The 22773-nt window shown below is 55.3% G+C and carries 24 protein-coding genes; 8 read left to right on the top strand and 16 right to left on the bottom strand.

The features are described from left to right. Window positions 1–14: 14 nt before the first annotated feature. Window positions 15–1463, bottom strand: coding sequence for a tRNA uracil 4-sulfurtransferase ThiI (gene thiI / locus HV242_RS04670; protein ID WP_014168857.1), 1449 nt, complete (start codon window positions 1461–1463; stop codon window positions 15–17). A 312-nt stretch (window positions 1464–1775) separates the two neighbouring features. On the opposite strand from thiI, the gene xseB reads away from it, so the two are divergent. The 4 genes from xseB (at window position 1776) to HV242_RS04650 (ending at window position 5843) form a co-directional block, all read left to right on the top strand. Next, complete coding sequence (gene xseB / locus HV242_RS04665; RefSeq protein WP_047355640.1) at window positions 1776–2018, top strand: exodeoxyribonuclease VII small subunit; 243 nt, start codon at window positions 1776–1778, stop codon at window positions 2016–2018. After that, complete coding sequence (ispA, locus tag HV242_RS04660; protein ID WP_047355639.1) at window positions 2019–2918, top strand: (2E,6E)-farnesyl diphosphate synthase; 900 nt, start codon at window positions 2019–2021, stop codon at window positions 2916–2918. Between the two features lie 24 nt (window positions 2919–2942). After that, window positions 2943–4805 carry a 1-deoxy-D-xylulose-5-phosphate synthase gene (dxs, locus tag HV242_RS04655; RefSeq protein WP_020885219.1) on the top strand — a complete coding sequence of 621 codons (1863 nt, stop codon included), beginning with the start codon at window positions 2943–2945 and terminating at the stop codon, window positions 4803–4805. Window positions 4806–4868: 63 nt separating this feature from the next. After that, window positions 4869–5843 carry an aldo/keto reductase gene (locus HV242_RS04650; protein WP_014168853.1) on the top strand — a complete coding sequence of 325 codons (975 nt, stop codon included), beginning with the start codon at window positions 4869–4871 and terminating at the stop codon, window positions 5841–5843. An 81-nt stretch (window positions 5844–5924) separates the two neighbouring features. Here the strand turns inward: HV242_RS04650 and thiL are convergent, their stop codons facing one another. The 5 genes from thiL to nrdR all read right to left on the bottom strand — a co-directional run bounded on the left by thiL (window position 5925) and on the right by nrdR (window position 9531). Then, entirely contained in the window at window positions 5925–6896 is a 972-nt protein-coding gene (thiL, locus tag HV242_RS04645) for a thiamine-phosphate kinase (RefSeq protein WP_020885221.1), read from the bottom strand. 78 nt (window positions 6897–6974) lie between these two features. Continuing rightward, window positions 6975–7394, bottom strand: coding sequence for a transcription antitermination factor NusB (gene nusB / locus HV242_RS04640; protein WP_006809908.1), 420 nt, complete (start codon window positions 7392–7394; stop codon window positions 6975–6977). A 21-nt stretch (window positions 7395–7415) separates the two neighbouring features. Next, window positions 7416–7886: a 6,7-dimethyl-8-ribityllumazine synthase gene (gene ribH / locus HV242_RS04635; protein WP_006176874.1), complete on the bottom strand. Its 471-nt coding sequence runs from the start codon at window positions 7884–7886 to the stop codon at window positions 7416–7418. Window positions 7887–7973: 87 nt separating this feature from the next. Then, the gene (gene ribD, locus HV242_RS04630) at window positions 7974–9077 is read right to left on the bottom strand and encodes a bifunctional diaminohydroxyphosphoribosylaminopyrimidine deaminase/5-amino-6-(5-phosphoribosylamino)uracil reductase RibD (RefSeq protein WP_020885222.1); all 1104 of its coding nucleotides are present in this window, start codon (window positions 9075–9077) and stop codon (window positions 7974–7976) included. A 4-nt stretch (window positions 9078–9081) separates the two neighbouring features. Next, a complete protein-coding gene (nrdR, locus tag HV242_RS04625; protein WP_008503337.1) occupies window positions 9082–9531 on the bottom strand; it encodes a transcriptional regulator NrdR in 450 nt (149 codons plus the stop codon). A gap of 152 nt (window positions 9532–9683) precedes the next feature. On the opposite strand from nrdR, the gene HV242_RS04620 reads away from it, so the two are divergent. After that, window positions 9684–10223: a SadB/YajI family lipoprotein gene (locus tag HV242_RS04620; RefSeq protein ID WP_025204974.1), complete on the top strand. Its 540-nt coding sequence runs from the start codon at window positions 9684–9686 to the stop codon at window positions 10221–10223. 266 nt (window positions 10224–10489) lie between these two features. Next, window positions 10490–11374: a nucleoside-specific channel-forming protein Tsx gene (locus HV242_RS04615; protein ID WP_025204975.1), complete on the top strand. Its 885-nt coding sequence runs from the start codon at window positions 10490–10492 to the stop codon at window positions 11372–11374. A gap of 48 nt (window positions 11375–11422) precedes the next feature. On the opposite strand, the gene HV242_RS04610 is transcribed toward HV242_RS04615, so the two are convergent. The 7 genes from HV242_RS04610 to queA all read right to left on the bottom strand — a co-directional run bounded on the left by HV242_RS04610 (window position 11423) and on the right by queA (window position 18089). Then, entirely contained in the window at window positions 11423–12103 is a 681-nt protein-coding gene (locus HV242_RS04610) for a helix-turn-helix transcriptional regulator (RefSeq protein ID WP_014168847.1), read from the bottom strand. Between the two features lie 14 nt (window positions 12104–12117). Beyond that, window positions 12118–12483, bottom strand: coding sequence for a VOC family protein (locus HV242_RS04605; protein WP_020885224.1), 366 nt, complete (start codon window positions 12481–12483; stop codon window positions 12118–12120). 142 nt (window positions 12484–12625) lie between these two features. Beyond that, window positions 12626–13597, bottom strand: coding sequence for a protein translocase subunit SecF (secF, locus tag HV242_RS04600; protein ID WP_020885225.1), 972 nt, complete (start codon window positions 13595–13597; stop codon window positions 12626–12628). A 10-nt stretch (window positions 13598–13607) separates the two neighbouring features. Then, complete coding sequence (gene secD / locus HV242_RS04595) at window positions 13608–15455, bottom strand: protein translocase subunit SecD (protein WP_014168844.1); 1848 nt, start codon at window positions 15453–15455, stop codon at window positions 13608–13610. Between the two features lie 27 nt (window positions 15456–15482). Continuing rightward, window positions 15483–15815 carry a preprotein translocase subunit YajC gene (gene yajC, locus HV242_RS04590; protein ID WP_000007630.1) on the bottom strand — a complete coding sequence of 111 codons (333 nt, stop codon included), beginning with the start codon at window positions 15813–15815 and terminating at the stop codon, window positions 15483–15485. 22 nt (window positions 15816–15837) lie between these two features. Beyond that, window positions 15838–16965, bottom strand: coding sequence for a tRNA guanosine(34) transglycosylase Tgt (gene tgt, locus HV242_RS04585; RefSeq protein ID WP_020885227.1), 1128 nt, complete (start codon window positions 16963–16965; stop codon window positions 15838–15840). A gap of 53 nt (window positions 16966–17018) precedes the next feature. Continuing rightward, window positions 17019–18089, bottom strand: coding sequence for a tRNA preQ1(34) S-adenosylmethionine ribosyltransferase-isomerase QueA (queA, locus tag HV242_RS04580; RefSeq protein WP_032677507.1), 1071 nt, complete (start codon window positions 18087–18089; stop codon window positions 17019–17021). A gap of 92 nt (window positions 18090–18181) precedes the next feature. Between queA and acpH the strand changes: the two genes are divergently transcribed. Continuing rightward, window positions 18182–18763 carry an ACP phosphodiesterase gene (gene acpH, locus HV242_RS04575; protein ID WP_047355638.1) on the top strand — a complete coding sequence of 194 codons (582 nt, stop codon included), beginning with the start codon at window positions 18182–18184 and terminating at the stop codon, window positions 18761–18763. Window positions 18764–18890: 127 nt separating this feature from the next. Continuing rightward, window positions 18891–19493, top strand: coding sequence for a peroxiredoxin (locus HV242_RS04570; protein ID WP_014168840.1), 603 nt, complete (start codon window positions 18891–18893; stop codon window positions 19491–19493). 69 nt (window positions 19494–19562) lie between these two features. Here the strand turns inward: HV242_RS04570 and HV242_RS04565 are convergent, their stop codons facing one another. From HV242_RS04565 to HV242_RS04555, 3 genes are read right to left on the bottom strand one after another with little or no spacing between them, the layout of a single operon-like run. Beyond that, on the bottom strand, window positions 19563–21431 hold the full coding sequence (locus tag HV242_RS04565; RefSeq protein ID WP_047355637.1) for an amidohydrolase: 1869 nt from the start codon (window positions 21429–21431) through the stop codon (window positions 19563–19565). Window positions 21432–21452: 21 nt separating this feature from the next. After that, window positions 21453–21998 carry an antibiotic biosynthesis monooxygenase gene (locus HV242_RS04560; RefSeq protein WP_047355636.1) on the bottom strand — a complete coding sequence of 182 codons (546 nt, stop codon included), beginning with the start codon at window positions 21996–21998 and terminating at the stop codon, window positions 21453–21455. Window positions 21999–22046: 48 nt separating this feature from the next. Further along, complete coding sequence (locus HV242_RS04555; RefSeq protein ID WP_020885231.1) at window positions 22047–22688, bottom strand: hydrolase; 642 nt, start codon at window positions 22686–22688, stop codon at window positions 22047–22049. Between the last annotated feature and the right edge of the window lie 85 nt (window positions 22689–22773).

Here is a 22773-nt window from a genome sequence, read left to right as displayed (position 1 = left end):
CACCCGGCAAACGGTTAAGGACGATAGACCTTCACATTCGCAAAGCCCTGCTCGCGCAGATACAGTGCCTGCAGACGGCTCATCACCCCGCGCTCGCACCACAGCAGATACGTTTTGCTCTGGTCGAGATCGCCGAATTTGGTGCTCAGCTTGTAGAACGGCAGGGAAACCACGTCCACGCCTTCAACCTGCAGCGGTTTGTCATCCTGTTCATCAATGGAACGGATATCCAGAATCGCGTCGTTGGCACCGAAACCGCTGACGGTTTCAACTTCAACCACTTCCTGCTCGGTCTGCTGGGCGATCTCGCGGATATCGATGTTGGTCGCTTCCGCCACCACCTTCTCCAGAATGCCGAAATCGAAGTTCTCTTCTTCGGCTTCGATTTTCGCCTTCACCGCTTTGACGGTCGGGCTTTTTGAGATCACACCGCAGTATTCCGGCATGGTGCGGGCAAAATCTTCGGTACCGATTTTGCGCGCCAGATCGATGATGTGCTCTTTATCGTAGGAGATCAGCGGACGCAGGATCAGGGTATCCGATACGTTGTCGATAAGACGCAGGTTGGTCAGGGTCTGGCTGGAGACCTGGCCCAGCGCTTCACCGGTGACCAGCGCCTGCACGCCGTAGCGCTCTGCCACTTTGGACGCTGCACGCACCATCATGCGTTTCAGCACCACGCCCATCTGACCGTCGTCCACTTTTTCAAGAATTTCGCCGACCACTGGCTCAAAGTTGATCGCCACAAAACGCACGCGGTGGGAGCTGCCGAAGCGGTTCCACAGATAATGCGCGACCTGACGCACGCCGATTTCATGCGCCGCACCGCCCAGGTTAAAGAAGCAGTAGTGTACGCGACAGCCGCGGCGCATCAGCATATAGCTGGAAACACCGGAGTCGAAACCGCCGGAGATCAGCGACAGGACATCTTCCTGCGTGCCGATTGGGAAACCGCCGATACCTTCATAACGGCCTTTCACCAGCAGCAGGCGATCGTTTTCGATCTCCAGGTTTACGGTCACATCCGGGTTAGTCAGGCGCACGCGGGCGCTCTCAACGTGCTGATTGAGGCCGCCACCCACATAGCGCTCCACTTCAATGGAGCTAAACTCATGCTTACCACGACGCTTCACGCGCACGCAGAAGGTTTTGCCTTCAATCTGATCGCGGTACTGCACCAGCGCTTTTTCAAAAATGTCATGCAGGGAGGTGTAAGGAACGTCTTCCACTTCCAGAATATGGTGAATGCCCGGAATACGGGTCAGCGCGTCGCGAATATCCTGACGTTTGTTTTCATCTTTCGCGCGAACCTCAACGTGGTCCCAGTGACGCACCACGGCGAGCGTTTCGTCGTAGTGTTTTAATACGTTACGAATGTTCCCGGTGAGAATTTTAATAAAGCGCAAACGCACAGATTGGCTTTTGATGGTGATTTCAGGGAACAATTTAATGATAAACTTCATGGCGGCAATGTTTCTTAGGCAAGCTTAAGGCTTGTAATGGAAAATGAAATATACACAAAATCATTCAGGTGGCATCAACGCGGCGAGTCACAGCCCCCCGCAAGCTTACGCGAGTAAGTAACGGAAAGGCGCAAACGTAGCCCAAACAGAGACAACCTGAAGGATGACGTGTATAGCAGCCCACACCCGTGGCTGCATCCAGGCGCGCAAGTATATCATCTTCACGCCGCTCCTGTGCACATTGCGCGTTATTTGATAATTGCCCCGAGTCCGTTACCATGTCGGGGCTGAGAATATAAGAGTCAATTCACTATGCCGAAGAAGAACGACGCACCGGCCAGTTTTGAAACTGCGCTGAGTGAGCTGGAGCAGATTGTCACCCGCCTTGAGAGCGGCGATTTATCCCTGGAAGAGGCGCTCAATGAATTCGAGCGCGGCGTGCAGCTGGCGCGCCAGGGGCAGGTCAAACTGCAGCAGGCCGAGCAGCGCGTGCAGATCCTGCTGTCCGACAGCGAAGACGCTAAAACTACGCCATTCACACCGGACGCCGAGTAAATGGATTTCGCCAACGAGCTTCAGGCATGCGTCGCGCGTGCCAACGATGCGCTGCGCCGTTTTATTGAGCCACAGCCTTTTCAGAACACTCCACTGGTTGAAGCCATGCACTATGGCGCACTCTTGGGTGGAAAGCGCCTGCGTCCGTTTCTGGTCTACGCCACGGGCAATATGTTTGGTATCAGCGCTACCACGCTGGATGCCCCGGCAGCCGCCGTTGAGTGCATCCATGCCTACTCGCTGATCCATGATGATTTGCCAGCCATGGACGACGACGATCTGCGTCGTGGCCAGCCTACCTGCCACATCAAGTTTGGCGAAGCGAATGCCATTCTGGCGGGGGATGCCCTGCAAACCCTGGCGTTCTCGATTCTGAGCGATGCGCCGATGGCCGAAGTGGCCGACCGTGACCGTCTGTCGATGATCTCTGAACTGGCAATGGCCAGCGGCGTCGCCGGTATGTGTGGCGGTCAGGCACTGGATCTGGAAGCGGAAGGACGTCAGGTTAATCTGGAACAGCTGGAGCGTATTCATCGCCATAAAACGGGCGCATTGATTCGTGCAGCCGTTCGTCTGGGCGCCCTGAGCGCGGGTGAACAGGGGCGCAAAGCCCTGCCGATACTGGACAGATACGCAGAAAGTATCGGTCTGGCATTCCAGGTTCAGGATGACATTCTGGATGTGGTGGGCGATACTGCAACATTGGGTAAACGTCAGGGTGCGGATCAGCAGCTTGGCAAAAGTACCTACCCCGCCCTGCTGGGTCTTGAGCAAGCCCAACGTAAAGCCCGGGATCTGATAGAGGATGCCCGCCAGTCGCTGAATCAACTGGCCGCGCAATCACTGGATACTTCGGCACTGGAAGCGCTAGCGGACTATATAATCCAGCGTGATAAATAAACACACTATCTCGATGAGCCTTTGATGAGTTTTGATATTGCCAAATACCCGACACTGGCGTTAGTTGACTCCACCCAGGAGTTACGCCTGTTGCCGAAAGAGAGCCTGCCGAAGCTGTGCGATGAGCTGCGTCGCTACCTGCTCGACAGCGTAAGCCGCTCCAGCGGCCATTTCGCCTCCGGGCTTGGCACGGTAGAGCTGACCGTGGCGCTACACTATGTCTATAACACGCCGTTCGATCAGCTCATCTGGGATGTCGGCCACCAGGCCTATCCGCATAAAATTCTGACCGGACGTCGCGATAAAATTGGCACCATTCGTCAGAAAGGCGGCCTGCATCCGTTCCCATGGCGTGGCGAGAGCGAGTACGACGTATTAAGCGTTGGGCACTCCTCCACCTCAATCTCTGCGGGTATCGGTATTGCGGTGGCAGCCGAAAAAGAGAATAAACAGCGTCGTACCGTCTGCGTCATTGGCGACGGGGCGATCACTGCCGGAATGGCCTTTGAGGCCATGAACCACGCGGGCGATATCAAGCCAGACATGCTGGTTATCCTTAATGATAACGAAATGTCGATTTCCGAAAACGTGGGCGCGCTGAACAACCATCTGGCGCAGTTGCTCTCCGGCAAGCTTTACTCCTCGCTGCGCGAAGGCGGCAAAAAAGTCTTCTCCGGCGTACCGCCAATCAAAGAACTGCTTAAACGCACCGAAGAACACATCAAAGGCATGGTCGTGCCGGGTACGCTGTTTGAAGAGCTGGGCTTTAACTATATTGGTCCGGTGGACGGGCATGACGTTCTGGGGCTTGTCACCACGCTGAAAAACATGCGTGACCTGAAAGGCCCGCAGTTCCTGCATATCATGACCAAAAAAGGCCGTGGATACGAACCGGCGGAAAAAGATCCCATCACCTTCCACGCGGTACCGAAATTCGACCCGAGCAGCGGTTGCCTGCCCAAAAGCAGCGGCGGCATGCCGAGCTATTCAAAAATCTTTGGCGACTGGCTGTGTGAAACCGCCGCTAAAGACAATAAGCTCATGGCGATCACCCCGGCCATGCGTGAAGGTTCTGGCATGGTGGAGTTCTCCAAAAAATACCCGGACCAGTATTTTGACGTTGCCATTGCCGAGCAGCATGCGGTGACCTTCGCGGCAGGCCTGGCGATTGGCGGTTATAACCCGGTTGTCGCCATTTATTCCACCTTCCTGCAACGCGCCTACGACCAGGTGATCCATGACGTTGCCATCCAGAAGCTGCCGGTCCTGTTTGCTATCGACCGCGCAGGCATTGTGGGTGCTGACGGCCAGACGCACCAGGGGGCATTTGATCTGTCGTTCCTGCGCTGCGTCCCGGATATGGTCATCATGACGCCAAGCGATGAGAACGAATGTCGTCAGATGCTGTTTACCGGCTACCACTATCAGGATGGCCCTAGTGCGGTGCGCTACCCGCGCGGCAATGCCGTCGGCGTTGAACTGCAGCCGCTGGAAAAACTGCCGATAGGTAAAGGTCTGGTGAAGCGTCGCGGTGAGAAAGTGGCGATCCTGAACTTTGGTACGCTGATGCCGGAGGCCGCGAAAGTGGCTGAAACGCTGAATGCGACCCTCGTGGATATGCGCTTTGTGAAGCCGCTCGACGAGGCCCTGATCCTGAGCATGGCGGAATCTCATGACGTGCTGGTCACACTGGAAGAAAACGCCATCATGGGCGGTGCGGGCAGCGGCGTAAACGAAGTGCTGATGGCTAACCGTAAAGCCGTGCCGGTACTGAACCTTGGTCTGCCGGATCATTTCATTCCACAAGGCACCCAGGACGAAGCCCGTGCGGCGATTGGCCTGGATGCGGCCGGCATTGAGTCGAAAATCCGTTCCTGGCTTGCCTGATCCCTCCCCTTTTCCGCTCCTGCTATGCTTAAACGTATTGTTTAAAAAAGCAGGAGCGGAACCATGCAATACACGACATTAGGAAAAACAGACCTTCAGGTTTCCCGACTTTGCCTGGGATGCATGACCTTTGGCGAGCCAGACCGGGGAAATCACGCCTGGACGCTGCCGGAAGAGAGCAGCCGCCTTATCATCAAACGCGCACTCGACGGCGGGATTAACTTTTTTGATACTGCCAACAGTTACTCCGACGGCAGCAGCGAAGAGATTGTCGGCCGTGCCTTGCGCGATTTTGCCCGCCGTGACGATGTGGTCGTCGCCACTAAGGTATATCACCAGGTGGGTGATTTGCCTGAAGGCCTTTCCCGTGCGCAAATCCTGCGATCCATTGATGACAGCCTCCGGCGTCTGAATATGGATTATGTCGACCTGCTGCAGATCCACCGCTGGGATTACAACACGCCGATTGAAGAGACGCTGGAAGCCCTTAACGATGTGGTTAAGGCCGGGAAGGCGCGTTACATAGGCGCATCGTCTATGCACGCTTCGCAGTTTGCCTCAGCGCTTGATCTTCAGGCGCAGCACGGCTGGGCACGGTTTGTCACCATGCAGGATCACTACAACCTTATCTATCGCGAAGAAGAGCGCGAGATGCTGCCGCTCTGCTATCAGGAAGGCGTAGCGGTGATCCCATGGAGCCCTCTGGCGCGCGGACGCCTCACCCGACCTTGGGGAGAGACCACTGCCCGCTCGGTGTCGGATGCATTCGGTAAAACCTTGTACGAAGGTACGGAAGCCAGCGATGCGTTGATCGCCGAACGTTTAGCGGGGATTGCCGATGATACCGGTGCCACGCGTGCGCAGGTAGCGCTGGCATGGTTGCTGAGCAAACGCGGAGTCGCGGCACCGATTATCGGTACATCGCGGGAAGAACAGCTGGATGAGTTGTTGAGTGCCGTTGATTTAACGCTGACGCCTGAGCAAGTCGCCGAGCTGGAAACGCCGTACCAGCAGCATCCGGTGGTAGGGTTTAAGTAAGCCCACGCCCTGCCCCTCTCCCAAAAGGAGAGGGAACAAAATCCCTCGGCCGGGTAAGCGCAGCGCTACCCGGCCGACGAATCACGCAAAGTGGTCGTAACCCTTCCAGTCAAGCGTAACCGGCGCGCCATCACGCACAAATTTCAGCCCTTCGCTTTCCGGCATAATCTGCCCGATACAGGTAAACTTCGCCCCAAGGTGAGCTAGCGCCACGTCCAGCGTTCCCCGGTTCAGCTCCGGTACGGTAAAGCACAGCTCATAATCTTCGCCGCCGGAGAGCGCCCAGCGCAGAGCCTGCTCGGGTTCCACATGGCGAAGCAATGGCTCTGACAGCGGGAACAGATCCAGATCTACGCGCGCGCCCACACCGCTGGCCTTCAGAATATGGCCGAGATCGGAGATAAGCCCGTCAGAGAGATCGATAGCCGAGCTTGCCCGCTCGCGCAGCGCCTGGCCGTGCAAAATACGCGGCGTTGGGCGCAGATGGCGTTTCACCAGATATGCCGCATCGTCGGCATCCTTGACGCGTAAGCGGTCCTGGAGGATTGCCAGCCCTGCGGCGCTGTCGCCCGGCGTGCCGGTCACGTAGATCCAGTCACCCGGCTTTGCGCCCGAGCGTTTCAGCGCCCGGCCCAGCGGGACATAGCCGTGGATCGCAAGCGTCATCGACAGCGGCCCGGCAGTGGTGTCACCGCCAATCAGCTGCATATCGTAGTAGTTGAGCTGATCAAACAGCGCATCGCTAAAGGCTTCAAGCCAGTCTTCGTCCACCTCGGGCAGCGTCAACGCCAGCGTCAGCCACGCGGGATCGGCGCCCATGGCCGCTAAATCGCTTACGTTGACCGCCAGCGCTTTATACGCCAAATCGGCGGGATCGATATCAGGTAAAAAATGACGTCCGCACACTAAGGTGTCGGTGCTGATTGCCAGCGTCTGTTTTTCGGGAATATTGAGAAGTGCGCAGTCATCGCCAATGCCGGTTTCAACATCAAGACGAGAGGTTCTGACACGGTCGAAATAACGGGCAATCAGGGAGAATTCGCCGCATGCCATACGTTATGCCTCAGCAAATTAAATAAAAAAACCGGAGCCGCACTGCCCGGCAGGCAATGCAAAACTCCGGTTTGCGGATCACTTTTTGTGGGGACGGATCGCAGGTGCGGCTTTATCCAGCACGCCGTTTACAAATTTATGGCTGTCTTCAGCACCGAAGGTTTTCGCCAGTTCGATCGCTTCGTTGATGGCCACTTTGTACGGCACATCATCACGTTTAGACAACTCAAACAGCGCGATACGCAACACTGCTTTCTCAACCTGACCCAGCTCTTCGAGCAGACGGGACAGGTATGGCTTCATCAGACCATCGAGATACGCGCTATTAGTCGCCACTCCCGACAGCAGTTCACGGAAGTACAGAACGTCAACGTCTTTCACGTCCTGTTCTGACAGGAACTGGTATTCAACATCAGCGATGTCGTTCTGGGACAACTGCCAGGAGTAAAGTGCCTGGACGGCACATTCACGGGCGCGGCGACGAGCAGCAGGTTTCACGGAATTCCCCTTACAAAAAAATCAGGCCTTAATGGCTTTCAACACATTGATCATTTCAAGCGCGGTCAGTGCAGCTTCTGCACCTTTGTTACCGGCTTTGGTACCAGCGCGCTCAATGGCTTGTTCAATACTTTCGGTAGTCAGCACGCCAAACGCGACAGGAATTTCTGCATCCTGCGCAACGTGTGCCAGACCATTGCTTGCACCGCCTGCAACGTATTCGAAGTGTGCAGTGCCGCCACGAATAACGGTACCCAGCGCAATCACCGCGTCGTATTTACCGGTTTTCGCCAGCGCGCCCGCTGCCAGTGGCAGTTCATAAGCACCTGGAACCCAAACAACGGTAATGTTGTCATCTTTAACCTGGCCGATACGTTTCAGGGCGTCAATGGCACCTTCCAGCAGGCTGTCGTTGATGAAGTTGTTGAAACGCGCAATGGTGATGGCGACGCGAGCGTCCGGGGTAGCTACAGCAGCTTCAATAATGTTCATACTCTTCCTTTACGGGTTCATTTGGCCCCGCAGGGGGGCGGATTTTATCATAATACTTTGCGCACTGCTTCCCTATTTCAGGAGCAATTACGCTGGCGTTAAATGGAGGCAGACATCCGGGCCCACCGGACGAATCTCGCTAAATTTGAGTTGTGGTGCATCGCCAAGTTTTTCAAGACCCGGCAGCACAAACAGACCACGCGCATCGTTACCCAACAGTTTAGGTGCTACGTAGACAATCAGCTCATCCACCAGCCCGGCCTGCAGCAGCGCGCCGGCCAGCGTCGGCCCCGCTTCTACCCAGATACTGTTCACCTGTTGCTTACCAAGCAGCATCATCAGCACCACTAAGTCGAGGTGCCCGTTATGCTCTGGCACCATGATGCTGCGTACGCCTTGCGGCCATTCACGCGCATCGTCCTGCGTGCGTGCAATCCAGGTTTCGCCCGGCTGTTGCACGATGCGGTGCGCAGGCGTGATGCGATTCTGGCTATCGATGACAATACGCAGCGGCTGACGCAGGTTTTCCTGCGGGTAGCACGCCTGGGTATCGGCATTCAGTTCATCCCAGCGCACGGTCATGGCAGGATTATCAGCCAGAACCGTTTCACTGCTGGTGAGGATAGCATGGCTTTGCGCGCGGAGACGTTGCACATCGCGCCTTGCCTGCGCAGAGGTGATCCACTGGCTCTCGCCGTTCGCCATCGCCGTACGACCATCCAGTGAGGCCCCAAGCTTAAGCTGAATGTACGGGAACCCGGTGCGCATGCGCTTCAGGAAGCCTTTGTTGATCGCTTCTGCATCCTGCATCATCAGACCGTGACTGACATCAACTCCTTCCTGCTGCAGTCGATACAGGCCACGTCCGGCAACCTGCGGATTGGGATCCTGCATCGCCGCGACAACGCGCGCGACACCCGCCGCAATCAGTGCTTCGCAGCACGGCGGGGTACGGCCGTGGTGGCTGCAGGGTTCCAGCGTCACGTAGGCCGTTGCACCGCGCGCCTTTTCGCCGGCCATGCGCAGGGCATGAACTTCGGCATGGGGCTCACCGGCACGGTAGTGAAACCCTTCGCCCACGATCTCGCCATCGTTGACAATGACGCACCCGACGTTAGGGTTGGGATGGGTGGTAAAACGACCGCGCTGCGCCAGCTTCATGGCTCGCGCCATGTAAATCTCATCCTGCATGAGCTTAATCCTGTAAGCGGGCGATCTCTTCGCCAAACTCTTTGATATCTTCGAAACTGCGGTACACAGAGGCGAAGCGGATATAGGCGACCTTATCGAGCTTTTTCAGTTGCTCCATCACCAGGTTGCCAATCATCTTGCTTGGCACCTCGCGCTCACCCAAACCACGAAGGTAAGATTTTATGTGGTTTAACGCCATTTCGACGTCATCTGCACTGACAGGCCGTTTTTCCAGCGCCTTGAGCATCCCGCTGCGCAGTTTCTCTTCGTTAAACGGCTCACGCACGTCGTTACTTTTTACCACGCGCGGCATTACCAGCTCTGCAACCTCAAAGGTCGTGAAACGCTCGTTGCACACCAGACATTGCCGGCGGCGGCGTACGGAAGACCCTTCGCCCACAAGGCGAGAGTCGATAACTTTGGTATCCACAGCGGAGCAGAATGGGCAATGCATACGGTATCCCTGTTATGTGGTTAACTGATTTTCATTTTACCCTGATCTGGCCTGACAACAAAGGAAGAGCTTTTTGAGACAAAGGATCTATGCCTGTTGATGCGATGCTGGCTACCATTACGGAGATCCGTTATTTCAAGGAAATAAACGCAATGACAAGACGTTACCTGAAAATATTGCTGGTGGGGAGTCTGTTTACCCTTAGCGCCTGTGCACAGCAAACCGAAGTCCGTCAAATGAAACAAAGCGTGAATACGCTCAATACCGCGATGGACAAACTGAACAAAGAAACCGTGAAGATCACCCAGCAAAACGCGCTGAATGCCAAATCCAGCAGCGGGGTTTATCTGCTGCCCGGGTCTAACACCCCGGCGCGCCTTAACAGCCAGATTGGCACGCTGAAAATGTCGCTGGTTAACGTGGCGGCCAATGCGGATGGTACTCGCGCAACATTACGCATTCAGGGGGAATCCAACGATCCTCTGCCAGCCTTTAGCGGCACCGTCGAGTGGGGGCAGATCCAGGGCACCACCGAGAACTATCAGGAAGTGAACGTGAAGAGCCAGCTGTTCACCGCACCCGCCAGCGTGCTGGCCCCGAGCGATGTTGACATTCCGATCCAGCTGAACGGACTTACGCCGGATCAGTTAGGTTTCATCCGCATTCACGATATCCAGCCCGCCGCGCAGTAATCCCCTTTCAGCGGAGTGCAATGTCACTCCGCTAACATTTACAATCCGCAAAGATTGGCAACAGAAATCATTGCCGCTACAATCCCCGCCGTTTAAAGTACGCAAACGTGAACGCAATCGATTACGCGTGTGAGAGATATGTGAAACAACACATATTTTTGTGAGCAAGGATTCCTATAATAGGCTCCGCAGAAACACGAAATATTTAGAAACGCAATTCGCGCATTTTTCACTCCCGGAAGGGAATTTCAATCAGTGGCATGATTATGAAAAAAACATTACTCGCGGCTGGCGCCGTGCTGGCACTCTCCTCCACTTTCACTGTTAACGCAGCGGAAAACGATAAACCACAATACCTCTCCGACTGGTGGCACCAGAGCGTTAACGTGGTCGGCAGCTATCACACCCGTTTCGGACCACAGATCCGCAACGATACCTACCTGGAGTACGAAGCCTTCGCCAAGAAAGACTGGTTCGATTTCTACGGCTATATGGATGCACCGGTCTTCTTCGGCGGTAACACCGATGCGAAAGGTATCTGGAACCACGGTTCACCCCTGTTCATGGAGATCGAACCCCGCTTCTCCATTGATAAGCTGACGGGCACCAGCCTGGCGTTTGGTCCATTCAAAGAGTGGTACTTCGCGAACAACTACATCTACGACATGGGCCGTAACGCGTCCGGTCGTCAGAGCACCTGGTATATGGGTCTGGGTACCGACATCGATACCGGTCTGCCAATGAGCCTGTCCCTGAACGTCTATGCGAAATACCAGTGGCAGAACTACGGTGCCGCGAACGAAAACGAGTGGGATGGCTACCGTTTCAAAGTGAAATACTTTGTGCCAATTACCCAGCTGTGGGGCGGTAACCTGAGCTATATCGGTTTCACCAACTTTGACTGGGGTTCAGACCTGGGCGACAACGACTTCCGTGATCTGAACGGTAAGAAAGCGCGTACCAACGACTCCATCGCCTCCAGCCACATCCTGGCGCTGAACTACGATCACTGGCATTACTCCGTTGTTGCGCGTTACTGGCACAACGGCGGTCAGTGGAACGATGACGCAAGCCTGAACTTCGGCAATGGCGACTTCAGCGTACGTTCTACCGGTTGGGGTGGTTACCTGGTTGTCGGTTACAACTTCTGATGTGAAAGAAGGCAAAAACGGACAAAGCCAGCTGATATGCTGGCTTTTTTATTGCTTCACCTTACGCAGAAAATCCGCCAGCGATCGCTCCGCGCTTTCGCTAAAACGCCTCTGTGTGAGCGTAATATTCAGACACCTGTCGAGCCGGAAGCAACGGTAGTCATCACGCCGTTCACACCACGCGGCCAGCAGCCAGTGTTCTCCCCAGAAGAACAGCCCCAGCGGCTGAATGTCGCGCCATGTCAGATGCCCGGCTTCATCACGATAATGCAGCGCCAGTACGCACTGGGCAGAAATAGCCTGATGAATAACATCAAAGTCGCTGCGCGAATGCGGCTGAAGCGCAATATCCGGCGCATATATTCGCGTCTGCTCCGCCTTACGTCGGCTCTCCTCGGGCAGGATCGCCAGTACCTTCTCTTGCGCCGACTCAAGCTCACGCGAGAGCGAGTCGCCCCCCCAGGTTTTCAGAAGACGGATGGCGACCATCAGCGCTTCAGATTCTTTGTTCGTCAGCATCAGCGGAGGTAAGTCAAAACCGGACATCAGCCGATAGCCGCTTCCCGCCTCCCCTTCCACCGGCACGCCGGAAAGCGACAGGTCACGGATATCACGGTATACGGTCCGTTCCGATACGCTCAACCTGTCCGCCAGATGCGCTGCCGTTGTCAGACGCCTGCCTCTCAGGATCTGCACAATCTGAAACAAACGGTCAGCGCGTCGGGTCATATCGTATTCAGCTCTCAGGCAGGTTGATGGAGGCCGACGCGATTACCTTCGCTGTCGGTAAACAAGGCTATGGTGCCAATGCCACGCGGCAATTCCAGCGGGCCAAACACGCACTCGCCACCCGCAGACGCGATGCGATCGAGCGTTGCCGCCAGGTTGTCAGTATGCAGGTAAATAATAGCGCCCTGTACGGACGGTGTAATGCCTTCAAATTTTGCCAGCGCGCCGCCGGTGGCCGGATCGTCATGCGGGAAAACGGCTAACTCAGCCACATCCATTTTCTCTCGTCTCAGCTGTACCTGCATCACGGGCTCATAAAATTTGATAGCGCGATCCATATCAGCGACCGGAATTTCAAACCAGTTAATCACACTTTTCATACATCCTCCTGCCTGTTGTTTGGGTTCGAAAAGAGTCTACGACAGGGCTCCTGACAGCATACTGTCAGGAGTGTTTGGCAGGAGCAGATAAAAAAAATCCCGGTCAACAGACCGGGATTTCGGGAACGAACGACACGTCGTCTTACGGCAGAATAGACGGCTGATCCGCCCCTTCTTTCTCGACTTTCTGCTGGAGCAGGTGCTCGCGCTTCATGCCAAGTTTCAGTGCCAGTGCGGAGGCGACGTAGATAGACGAAGCCGTACCGATAGAGACACCGATCAGCATGGTCAGCGAGAAGCCTTCCAGTACCGGGCCACCGAAGAGGAACAGCATCAGGATCACCATCAAGGTGGTTCCGGATGTGATCAACGTACGGTGCAGCGTCTGGGTCAACGACACGTTAAAGATTTCGTACGGCGTACCGCGACGGATCTTACGGAAGTTTTCACGAATACGGTCAGATACCACGATACTGTCGTTCAGTGAGTAACCGATAACGGACATCAGGGATGCCACGATTGTCAGGTCAATCTCAATGTGGAACAGAGACAGTATGCCCATGGTGATCACCACGTCGTGCGCCAGGGCGATAACCACACCCGCCGCCAGTCGCCACTCAAAGCGGAAACCGACGTACACCAGAATGGAGATCAGAGCCACCAGCAGCGCCATCGCACCGGTTTGCGCCAGGTCAGCACCTACGCTTGGCCCGACGAACTCGATACGCTTAACCGTCGCATGCTGGTTGGTTGTTTCGTTAACCACGTTAACAACCTTGCTGCCCAGCTCCTGGCTGCCGTTCGCATCGTGCACCGGCGGCATACGCACCATGATGTCACGGCTGCTGCCGAAGTTCTGCAGCAACGGCTCTTCAAAGCCCGCTTTCTGCAGAGACTGGCGCATCTGGTCCATATCGACCGGTTTTTCCAGGGAGATCTCAATTACCGTACCACCGGTGAAATCAAGACCCCAGTTAAAGCCTTTCACGCCCATCACGATAAGGGAGAGGATCAGCAGTAAACCTGAAATGCCGAAAGCCCAGTAGTCCCAGCGCATAAAGTCCCAGACTTTACGGCCGTGGTTCAATTGTTCAACAGTATATTCCTGTGCCACAACGCACTCCTCAGATAGACAGCTTTTTGACGCGCTTGCCGCCATACAGCAGGTTCACGATGGCACGGGTGCCGACAATAGCGGTAAACATTGACGTTGCAACACCGATACCGGTGGTGATCGCAAAGCCTTTGATAGCGCCAGTCCCCACTGCATACAGGATAAGAACCTTAATCAGTGTTGTTACGTTCGCATCGAAGATGGAGCTGAATGCCCCTTTGTAGCCTTCGTCAATCGCCTGCTGAACAGAGCGACCGTTGCTTAACTCTTCTTTGATACGTTCGTTTATCAGTACGTTGGCGTCGACCGCCACCGCAAGGGTTAAGACGATACCAGCAATCCCCGGCATGGTCAGCGTCGCCCCCGGCAGCAGAGACATGATGCCGATAATCAGCACCAGGTTCGCAACCAGTGCGCTTGTCGCAATCAGACCAAACTTCTTATAGAAGAAGATCATGAAGAGGATGGAGACCACCAGACCGGCCAGACACGCTTCCAGACCCTGCTTGATGTTTTGCATCCCCAGCGTTGGACCAATGGTACGTTCTTCAACAATCTGAATCGGTGCAATCAGCGCACCGGCACGCAGCAGCAGCGAAAGCTGACGCGCTTCGTTCGGGTTGTTGATACCGGTGATACGGAAGCTGTTACCCAGACGAGACTGGATGTTGGCGATGTTAATCACCTCTTCCTCTTTCACCAGCACCGCGCGGCCGTTTGCATCTTTCTTACCGCTGTCTTTGTACTCCACAAACAGGGTCGCCATCGGTTTACCGATGTTGTCCTTGGTGAAGTTAGACATGATGTTACCACCCGCGCTATCCAGCGAGATGTTAACCTGCGGCTGGTTGTATTCGTCCTGGCTGGATGTGGAGTCGGTGATGTGGTCACCGGTCAGGATCACGCGTTTGTACAGCACAACTGGCTGACCTTCGCGGGTCTGTTTCACTTCCGAATCGCCCGGAATACGGCCAGCGGCGGCAGCGGACTGATCGACGTTGGAGTTAACCAGACGGAATTCCAGCGTGGCAGTTGCCCCCAGAATCTCTTTCGCACGTGCCGTGTCCTGAATACCCGGGAGTTCCACCACGATACGGTCAGCACCCTGACGCTGTACCAGTGGCTCAGCAACACCCAGCTGGTTTACACGGTTACGCAGAATATTGATGTTCTGCTGAACGGCGTATTCACGGGCTTCTTTCAGGCGAGCATCGGTCATCACCGCGCGCAGCTGGTTGCTGCCCTGAGAGGTGATCACGAGGTCACGGTGACGTTGAGTCAGGTAATCTACAGCCTGATCGCGCGCCGCGCTGTCGCGGAACGTGATGCTCATACCGTAGTTATCTTCTTTACGAACGGTAGTGTAAGCGATGCCTTTTTCGCGCAGATCGCTGCGCAGGCTGTCGATGTTTTGTTCCTGCAGTTTGCCGAGCGCGGTATCCATATCCACTTCCATCAGGAAGTGAACACCGCCACGCAGGTCAAGACCGAGTTTCATTGGCTCTGCATTCAACGCAGCCAGCCAACGCGGGGTTGCAGGAGCAAGGTTAAGCGCCACGACGTATTTATCACCCAGCACGCCCATCAGCACTTCGCGAGCGCGGAGCTGCGTGTCGGTGGTGTCGAAGCGAGCAAGAATTGCGCCCTCTTCCAGAGCCACAGACTTAGCGGTAATTTTTTCTTCTTGTAACGATTTCTGGACCTGGATCAGCGTTTGCTCACTGGCGGCGACACCGCGCGCGCCAGTGATTTGAACAGCCGGATCCTCACCATACAGGTTGGGAAGCGCGTACAGCAGGCCGACGAGAATCACGGCGACCAGCATGATGTACTTCCACAAAGGATAACGGTTTAACACGGCAGTTCCCTTTGGGAAAAGTTGGGATTACAGCGCCTTCATGGTGCCTTTCGGCAGAACGGCAGCTACGAAGTCACGTTTGATAACCACTTCAGTGGTGTCGTTCAGGGCAATAGCAATGTAGCCACTTTCAGCCACTTTGGTTACGCGACCGACCAGACCACCGTTGGTCAGCACTTCATCACCTTTGGCAATGGAGTCCATCAGCTTTTTGTGCTCTTTGGTACGCTTCTGCTGTGGGCGCAGGATCATGAAGTAGAAGATCAGACCGAACACAACCAGCATCAGAATCAGAGACATCGGGCTGCCCTGCGCCGGAGCACCTGTTGCCGCTACCGCATCAGAAATAAAAAAGCTCATTCAAATTCCCTCATTATTAAAATTAATCAACGTTCAAAGGTGGAACGGTTCGACCCTGACGTTGGTAAAAATCGGTCACGAAGCTCTCTAATTTACCCTCTTCAATAGCCTTGCGTAAACCAGCCATTAAGCGCTGATAATAACGAAGATTATGAATGGTATTGAGACGCGCGCCCAAAATCTCATTGCAACGATCAAGATGATGCAGGTACGCGCGAGAATAATTGCGACAGGTGTAGCAATCGCACTCGGAATCGAGCGGGCTGGTGTCACTCTTATGCTTCGCGTTACGGATTTTCACCACGCCATCGGTCACAAACAGATGACCGTTACGCGCGTTGCGGGTTGGCATAACGCAGTCGAACATATCAATGCCGCGGCGCACACCTTCAACCAGGTCCTCAGGTTTACCCACACCCATCAGGTAACGGGGTTTATCTGCCGGGATTTGCGGGCAGACATGCTCCAGAATGCGATGCATGTCTTCCTTCGGTTCACCCACAGCCAAACCGCCGACAGCGTAGCCATCAAAACCTATCTCTACCAGACCTTTAACAGAGATATCGCGTAAATCTTCGTAAACACTGCCCTGGATAATACCGAACAGCGCATTTTTGTTCTGCAGGGAGTCAAAGCGGTCACGGCTACGCTTCGCCCAGCGCAACGACATCTCCATGGAGCGTTTCGCGTAATCCCAGTCGGCCGGGTATGGCGTACATTCATCGAAGATCATCACGATATCAGAGCCGAGATCGTACTGAATCTCCATAGACTTTTCAGGATCGAGGAAAATCGGATCGCCGTTGATCGGGTTACGGAAGTGTACACCCTGCTCGGTGATCTTACGGATGTCGCCCAGGCTGAAGACCTGGAAACCACCGGAGTCGGTCAGGATCGGGCCTTTCCACTGCATGAAGTCATGCAAATCGCCGTGCAGCTTCATGATCTCCTGACCAGGACGCAGCCACAGGTGGAAGGTATTGCCGAGGATAATCTGTGCGCCAGTGGCTTCCACTTCTTCCGGCGTCATCCCTTTTACGGTGCCGTAGGTGCCCACAGGCATAAACGCGGGGGTTTCCACCACGCCGCGATCAAACACCAGGCGGCCGCGACGTGCGCGACCATCGGTGGTATCGAGTTCAAATTTCATTTTTTCTCCGACGTCAGAAAAACAGTCCAACGTTGTAAAACGGTGCCGCGGACTTATTCCCCGACACGCTCATTCAAAGCCTGCGGATTGTACGTGATAAACATCGCGTCCCCGTAGCTAAAAAAGCGATATTTTTGTTCTACCGCAGACTTGTACGCCGCCATGGTGTGCTGATAACCCGCAAAAGCGGACACCAGCATAATCAGCGTTGATTCAGGCAGATGGAAGTTGGTTACCAGGGCATCAATCACGTTGTACTGATAGCCCGGGTAGATAAAGATCTGCGTATCGCCAAAGAAAGGCTCAATCAGGTCATTTTTGGCGGCCTGCGCGGCGCTCTCAAGGGAGCGTACCGACGTAGTACCCACTGCCACAACGCGGTTACCGCGTGCTTTGGCGGCCAGAACAGCATCTACCACCTCTTGCGGCACTTCGGCATATTCGGAGTGCATGATGTGGTCTTCGATGCTGTCCACGCGCACCGGCTGGAACGTACCCGCACCGACATGCAGGGTCACGAAGGCCATCTCGATACCTTTCGCGCGCAATTTTTCCAGCAGCGGTTCATCAAAATGCAGGCCCGCCGTCGGCGCGGCGACCGCGCCAGGTTTCTGGCTATAGACGGTCTGGTACAGCTCGCGGTCAGCCTCTTCGTCCGGGCGCTCGATGTAAGGGGGCAGCGGCATATGGCCGATCGCATTCAGGATGTCGAGCACCGTGCGCTCGTCATTGAACGCCACCTCAAACAGCGCATCGTGACGCGCGGTCATGGTTGCACGGATGCTCTCATCATCGCCAAGCAGCAGCTCAGCACCCGGCTTCGGCGCTTTAGAGGCGCGAATATGTGCCAGAATACGTTTATCATCAAGCATACGTTCGACCAGTACTTCAATCTTGCCGCCGCTGGCTTTACGGCCAAACAGACGCGCCGGGATCACGCGGGTATTGTTAAAGACCAGCAGATCGCCAGGGTTGAGCTTGTCGAGCAAATCGGTGAAAGTACCGTGCGTCAGCTCGCCCGTCGGCCCATCCAGTGACAGCAAACGACAGCTACTGCGCTCAGGCATTGGGTAGTGAGCAATCAGGGATTCAGGTAGTTCAAAGGAGAAATCGGCGACGCGCATGACGTATACTCGTGACTTAAAAACAGGCGGCATAGTCTAGTGCTCACACCCTTTTGCTGCAACAACTAGCCGCCCCTGGACAAATAAAACGCATGAATTTTCTCGCTCACCTGCATCTTGCTCATCTCGCTGACAGCTCTCTTTCCGGCAATCTGCTGGCCGATTTCGTGCGCGGTAATCCCGCCGACGCGTACTCCGCAGAGGTTGTCGACGGGATTTTTATGCATCGCCGTATCGACGTACTGACCGATAACCTGCCGGAAGTCCAGGAAGCCAAAGCGTGGTTCCGCCCTGAAACGCGGCGCGTCGCACCGATCACGCTCGATGTAATGTGGGACCATTTCCTCTCGCGGCACTGGGAAACACTCTCTCCTGAGATGCCCCTAAACGCGTTCGTGCACTATGCCCACCAGCAGGTGTCCATTATTTTGCCGGATTCGCCGCCGCGCTTTGTGAATCTGAATAACTATCTCTGGTCAGAACGCTGGCTTGAGCGCTATCGCGAGATGGACTTTATACAGAATGTGTTAAACGGGATGGCGAGTCGCCGACCGCGACTCGACGCGCTGCGCGACTCCTGGCATGACCTGGACACCCACTACGAGGCGCTGGAGACGCGGTTCTGGCAGTTCTACCCGCGTATGATGACCCAGGCGAAAAACAAACAGCTATAACAGAAATGCCATTGATAGGTGAAAGCTTGCTGAACGATTGTTAGCGCCTCTTTGTCTTATCAATGAACACTCTCTATACTGGGCGGCGTTGCGTTCCAAATAACCTTAGTATCTACAGGAGAATCACATGGTTCTGGTAACTCGTCCGGCTCCGGATTTTACAGCTGCAGCAGTTCTGGGCAACGGTGAAATCGTTGAAAACTTCAACTTCAAACAGCACACCAACGGTAAAGCGACCGTTCTGTTCTTCTGGCCAATGGACTTCACTTTCGTTTGCCCGTCTGAGCTGATCGCATTCGACAAACGTTACGAAGAATTCCAGAAGCGTGGCGTAGAAGTTGTAGGCGTCTCCTTCGACTCTGAATTTGTACACAACGCATGGCGTAACACCCCTGTCGACAAAGGCGGCATCGGTGCGGTGAAATACGCAATGGTTGCGGACATCAAACGCGAAATCCAGCAGGCTTACGGTATCGAACATCCGGACGCTGGCGTTGCACTGCGCGGTTCTTTCCTGATCGACGCAAACGGCATCGTTCGTCACCAGGTTGTTAACGATCTGCCACTGGGTCGTAACATCGACGAAATGCTGCGCATGGTTGACGCGCTGCAGTTCCACGAAGAGCACGGTGAAGTGTGCCCGGCTCAGTGGGAAAAAGGTAAAGAAGGTATGAACGCGTCTCCGGACGGCGTTGCTAAATACCTGTCTGAGAACGTATCCAGCCTGTAATCGGCACGGTTTACGGAAAAGGCCCGCATTAGCGGGCCTTTTTGTTTTGTACGATCTCACTTTCACACGTTAAAACGCGAAGCACGAGCACCCCAGCACGCCCCAGAATGCCTGGTCATCAGATACCGGGATATCCGATTGCCGCGCAATGCCGTGCGCATGGCCATGCACCCCGCAGCTACCAATGCACTGGTGCATCTGTACCACCGCCCCCACTTTACTGGCTGCAGGCGGCGCAGAGCGGTAATGCCCCGGGACTTTCACGACCGGTGACCACGACGGCACAACCGGGATCGGCGGCGGTGACAGCGGACTGAAATGACCGGCGGCATACACGACCTTGCCATCCACAACGGTCAGCACCGATTCAATGCCCTTGATCTCCTCTTCCGTCACGCTGAAGTAATCTTTCGACAGCACCACCAGATCCGCAAGCTGCCCTTCAACCAGACGGCCTTTTTTACCCTGCTCGCTGGAAAACCACGCGCTGCCTGCGGTCCACAGCTCCAGCGCTACCTCACGCGGCAGGCGGTTATTGTCGTCATACATCGCCAGGCCGCCGACGGTTCGCCCGGAGACCAGCCAGTAGAGCGCCGTCCACGGGTTATAGCTCGCCACACGGGTTGCGTCGGTACCTAACCCAACCGGCACGTCCAGCTCCAGCATTTTCGCCACCGGCGGCGTGTGTTTTACCGCCTCTTTGCCGTAGCGGTCGACGAAATATTCGCCCTGGAACGCCATACGGTGCTGCACCGCAATACCGCCCCCCAACGCTTTGACGCGCTCGATATTACGCTCGGTAATGGTCTCCGCATGGTCAAAGAACCAGTGCAGCCCGTTAAACGGAATCTCACGGTTCACCTTCTCAAAGACATCCAGCATCCGGCTAATGGATTCGTCATAGGTGGCATGCAGCCGGAACGGCCAGCGGTTTTCCACCAGGTGGCGCACCACGCGCTCCAGCTCGTCTTCCATCCCTTGCGGCAGATCCGGGCGCGGCTGGAGGAAATCTTCAAAATCCGCCGCCGAGAAGACCAGCATCTCTCCTGCCCCGTTCGCACGATAAAAGTCTGTGCCCTGCCCCGGTTTGAGCATATCGGTCCAGCGCTCAAAATCCTCCAGCTCCTGTTTAGGGCGCTGGGTGAAGAGGTTGTAGGCAATACGCACCGTCATCTGTTCTTTGGCGTGCAGTTCGGCAATCACCTCGTAATCTTCCGGGTAGTTCTGGAAGCCGCCGCCGGCATCAATGGCGCTGGTCAGCCCCAGACGGTTAAGCTCACGCATAAACTGGCGCGTGGAGTTAACCTGCTGCGCAATGGGGAGTTTCGGTCCTTTTGCCAGCGTGGCGTAGAGGATCATCGCGTTAGGTTTAGCGATCAGCAGCCCGGTCGGGTTGCCTTGGTTATCACGCACAATCTCCCCGCCCGGCGGGTTTGGCGTCTCTTTGGTGTAGCCGACAGCTTTCAACGCGGCGCGGTTAAGCAGGGCACGATCGTAGAGGTGCAGGACAAACACCGGCGTATCCGGTGCCGCCTCGTTAAGCTCTTCGATGGTCGGCATCCGGCGTTCGGCGAACTGAAACTCGCTCCAGCCGCCCACCACCCGAACCCACTGAGGTGAAGGTGTACGATCGGCCTGATCTTTCAACATCCTTAGCGCATCCGCCAGCGACGGTACGCCTTCCCAGCGCAGCTCGAGGTTGTAGTTCAGCCCGCCGCGGATCAGGTGCAGGTGCGAATCGTTAAGCCCGGGGATCACCGTACTTCCCTTCAGATCGACAATCTGCGTTCCCTGCGTCGCATAGCTCATTATGCGATCGTGGTTGCCCGTCGCCAGGATCTTGCCGTTAGCAATAGCCACCGCTTCCGTGAGCGGGTTTTCGCGATCGAGGGTATGGATCTTACCTTTGGTTAAGATCAGTGTGGCAGTTTGAGACATAACGTACTCCTTTCAGCCGAATCAGGCTTTTTTGAGCCATCCGGCAAACAGACGGGTCACGATGGGCATCCACAGCCAGACCACCAGCGCGACCACACAGGCATCGTTAATCAGATGCAGCAACAACGTACCTTTCAGGCCAGGAAGCAACGCACCGGTGACCAGCGGTACCAGGTTGGTACTGGGGAAGATAACCAGCAGCGTAATGAGAAACTGTTTCCACTGTTTAGGCTTACGCACGTGAGGCTCCGGTGGGGTAAACCAGAACGCCGCCTCGGTACGTACTTCGGTTTTATCGCCTTCCGCCAGCAGCGGTTCAATCTCTTTTACCAGCGCATTACGGGTATCGGACTGGGTCCACGCAGAGAGGTGTTCGAGGGTGTCGAAACGGATTATCACCGTCCACAGATGTTGTCCGTCGGTCGGGCGGATGACGTTCGCGCCAAGATGCCCCGGAAATTCCGCCGCGATGGGCATGATCCTACCCAGCCACTGTTCGTATCGCTCAGCCTGACCCGGCAGCAAGGTGTGGGTGATCACCAGCGTGACATGCGATGTGTGCGCCATAATAGTTTCCTGGTCATTAATGGGCGGGAGAACCCCGCCCTGGAAGGTTTACGCTTTGCGTTCTGGCGCACCGTGAACGAGGGTGTAGGCATAGTCAACGCCCATGCCATAAGCGCCGCTGTGCTCACGGACCAGGTCCATGACCGCGTCGTAAGTGCCTTTGCGAGACCAGTCGCGCTGATACTCAAGCAGCACCTGCTGCCAGGTCACAGGAACCGCGCCCGCTTGAACCATACGGTCAATCGCACGTTCATGGGCATCTACGGAGGTACCGCCGGAAGTATCGGTCACTACATAAACTTCAAACCCTTCATCCAGAGCCATCAGCGCCGGGAAGGTCAGGCAAACTTCGGTCCACAGGGCTGAGATGATAAGTTTCTTGCGGCCCGTCGCTTTCACTGCCGCAACAAACGCATCGTCTTCCCAGGAGTTCATAGAGGTACGTTCAATCGGTTTAACCTCCGGGTGAACCGCCAGCAATTCTGGCCAGATGTATCCGCTAAAGCTTTTTGTTTCGACAGAGGTGTAGATAACCGGAACATCAAAAATTTTGCCTGCTTTTGCCAGAGCCACCGTATTATTCTTTAATAACTGACGGTCAATATTTGCCACGCCAAAAGACATTTGCGGTTGGTGATCGATAAAAATCAGTACGGAATTGGACGGGTCAATCAGTTCACGAATAGACATAAAAGTACCTTTTAATCAATGTGTTAAAAGCCAACGTTTTGGTGTGCTATATGAGAAAGGGCCCTGACTGATAAAGCAATTTGAG

It is taken from the genome of Enterobacter sp. RHBSTW-00593 (genome assembly GCF_013784105.1).
Classification (GTDB): domain Bacteria; phylum Pseudomonadota; class Gammaproteobacteria; order Enterobacterales; family Enterobacteriaceae; genus Enterobacter; species Enterobacter ludwigii.
Note: the sequence above shows the minus strand (reverse complement) of the source record. Positions and strands in the feature narration are given on the sequence as shown.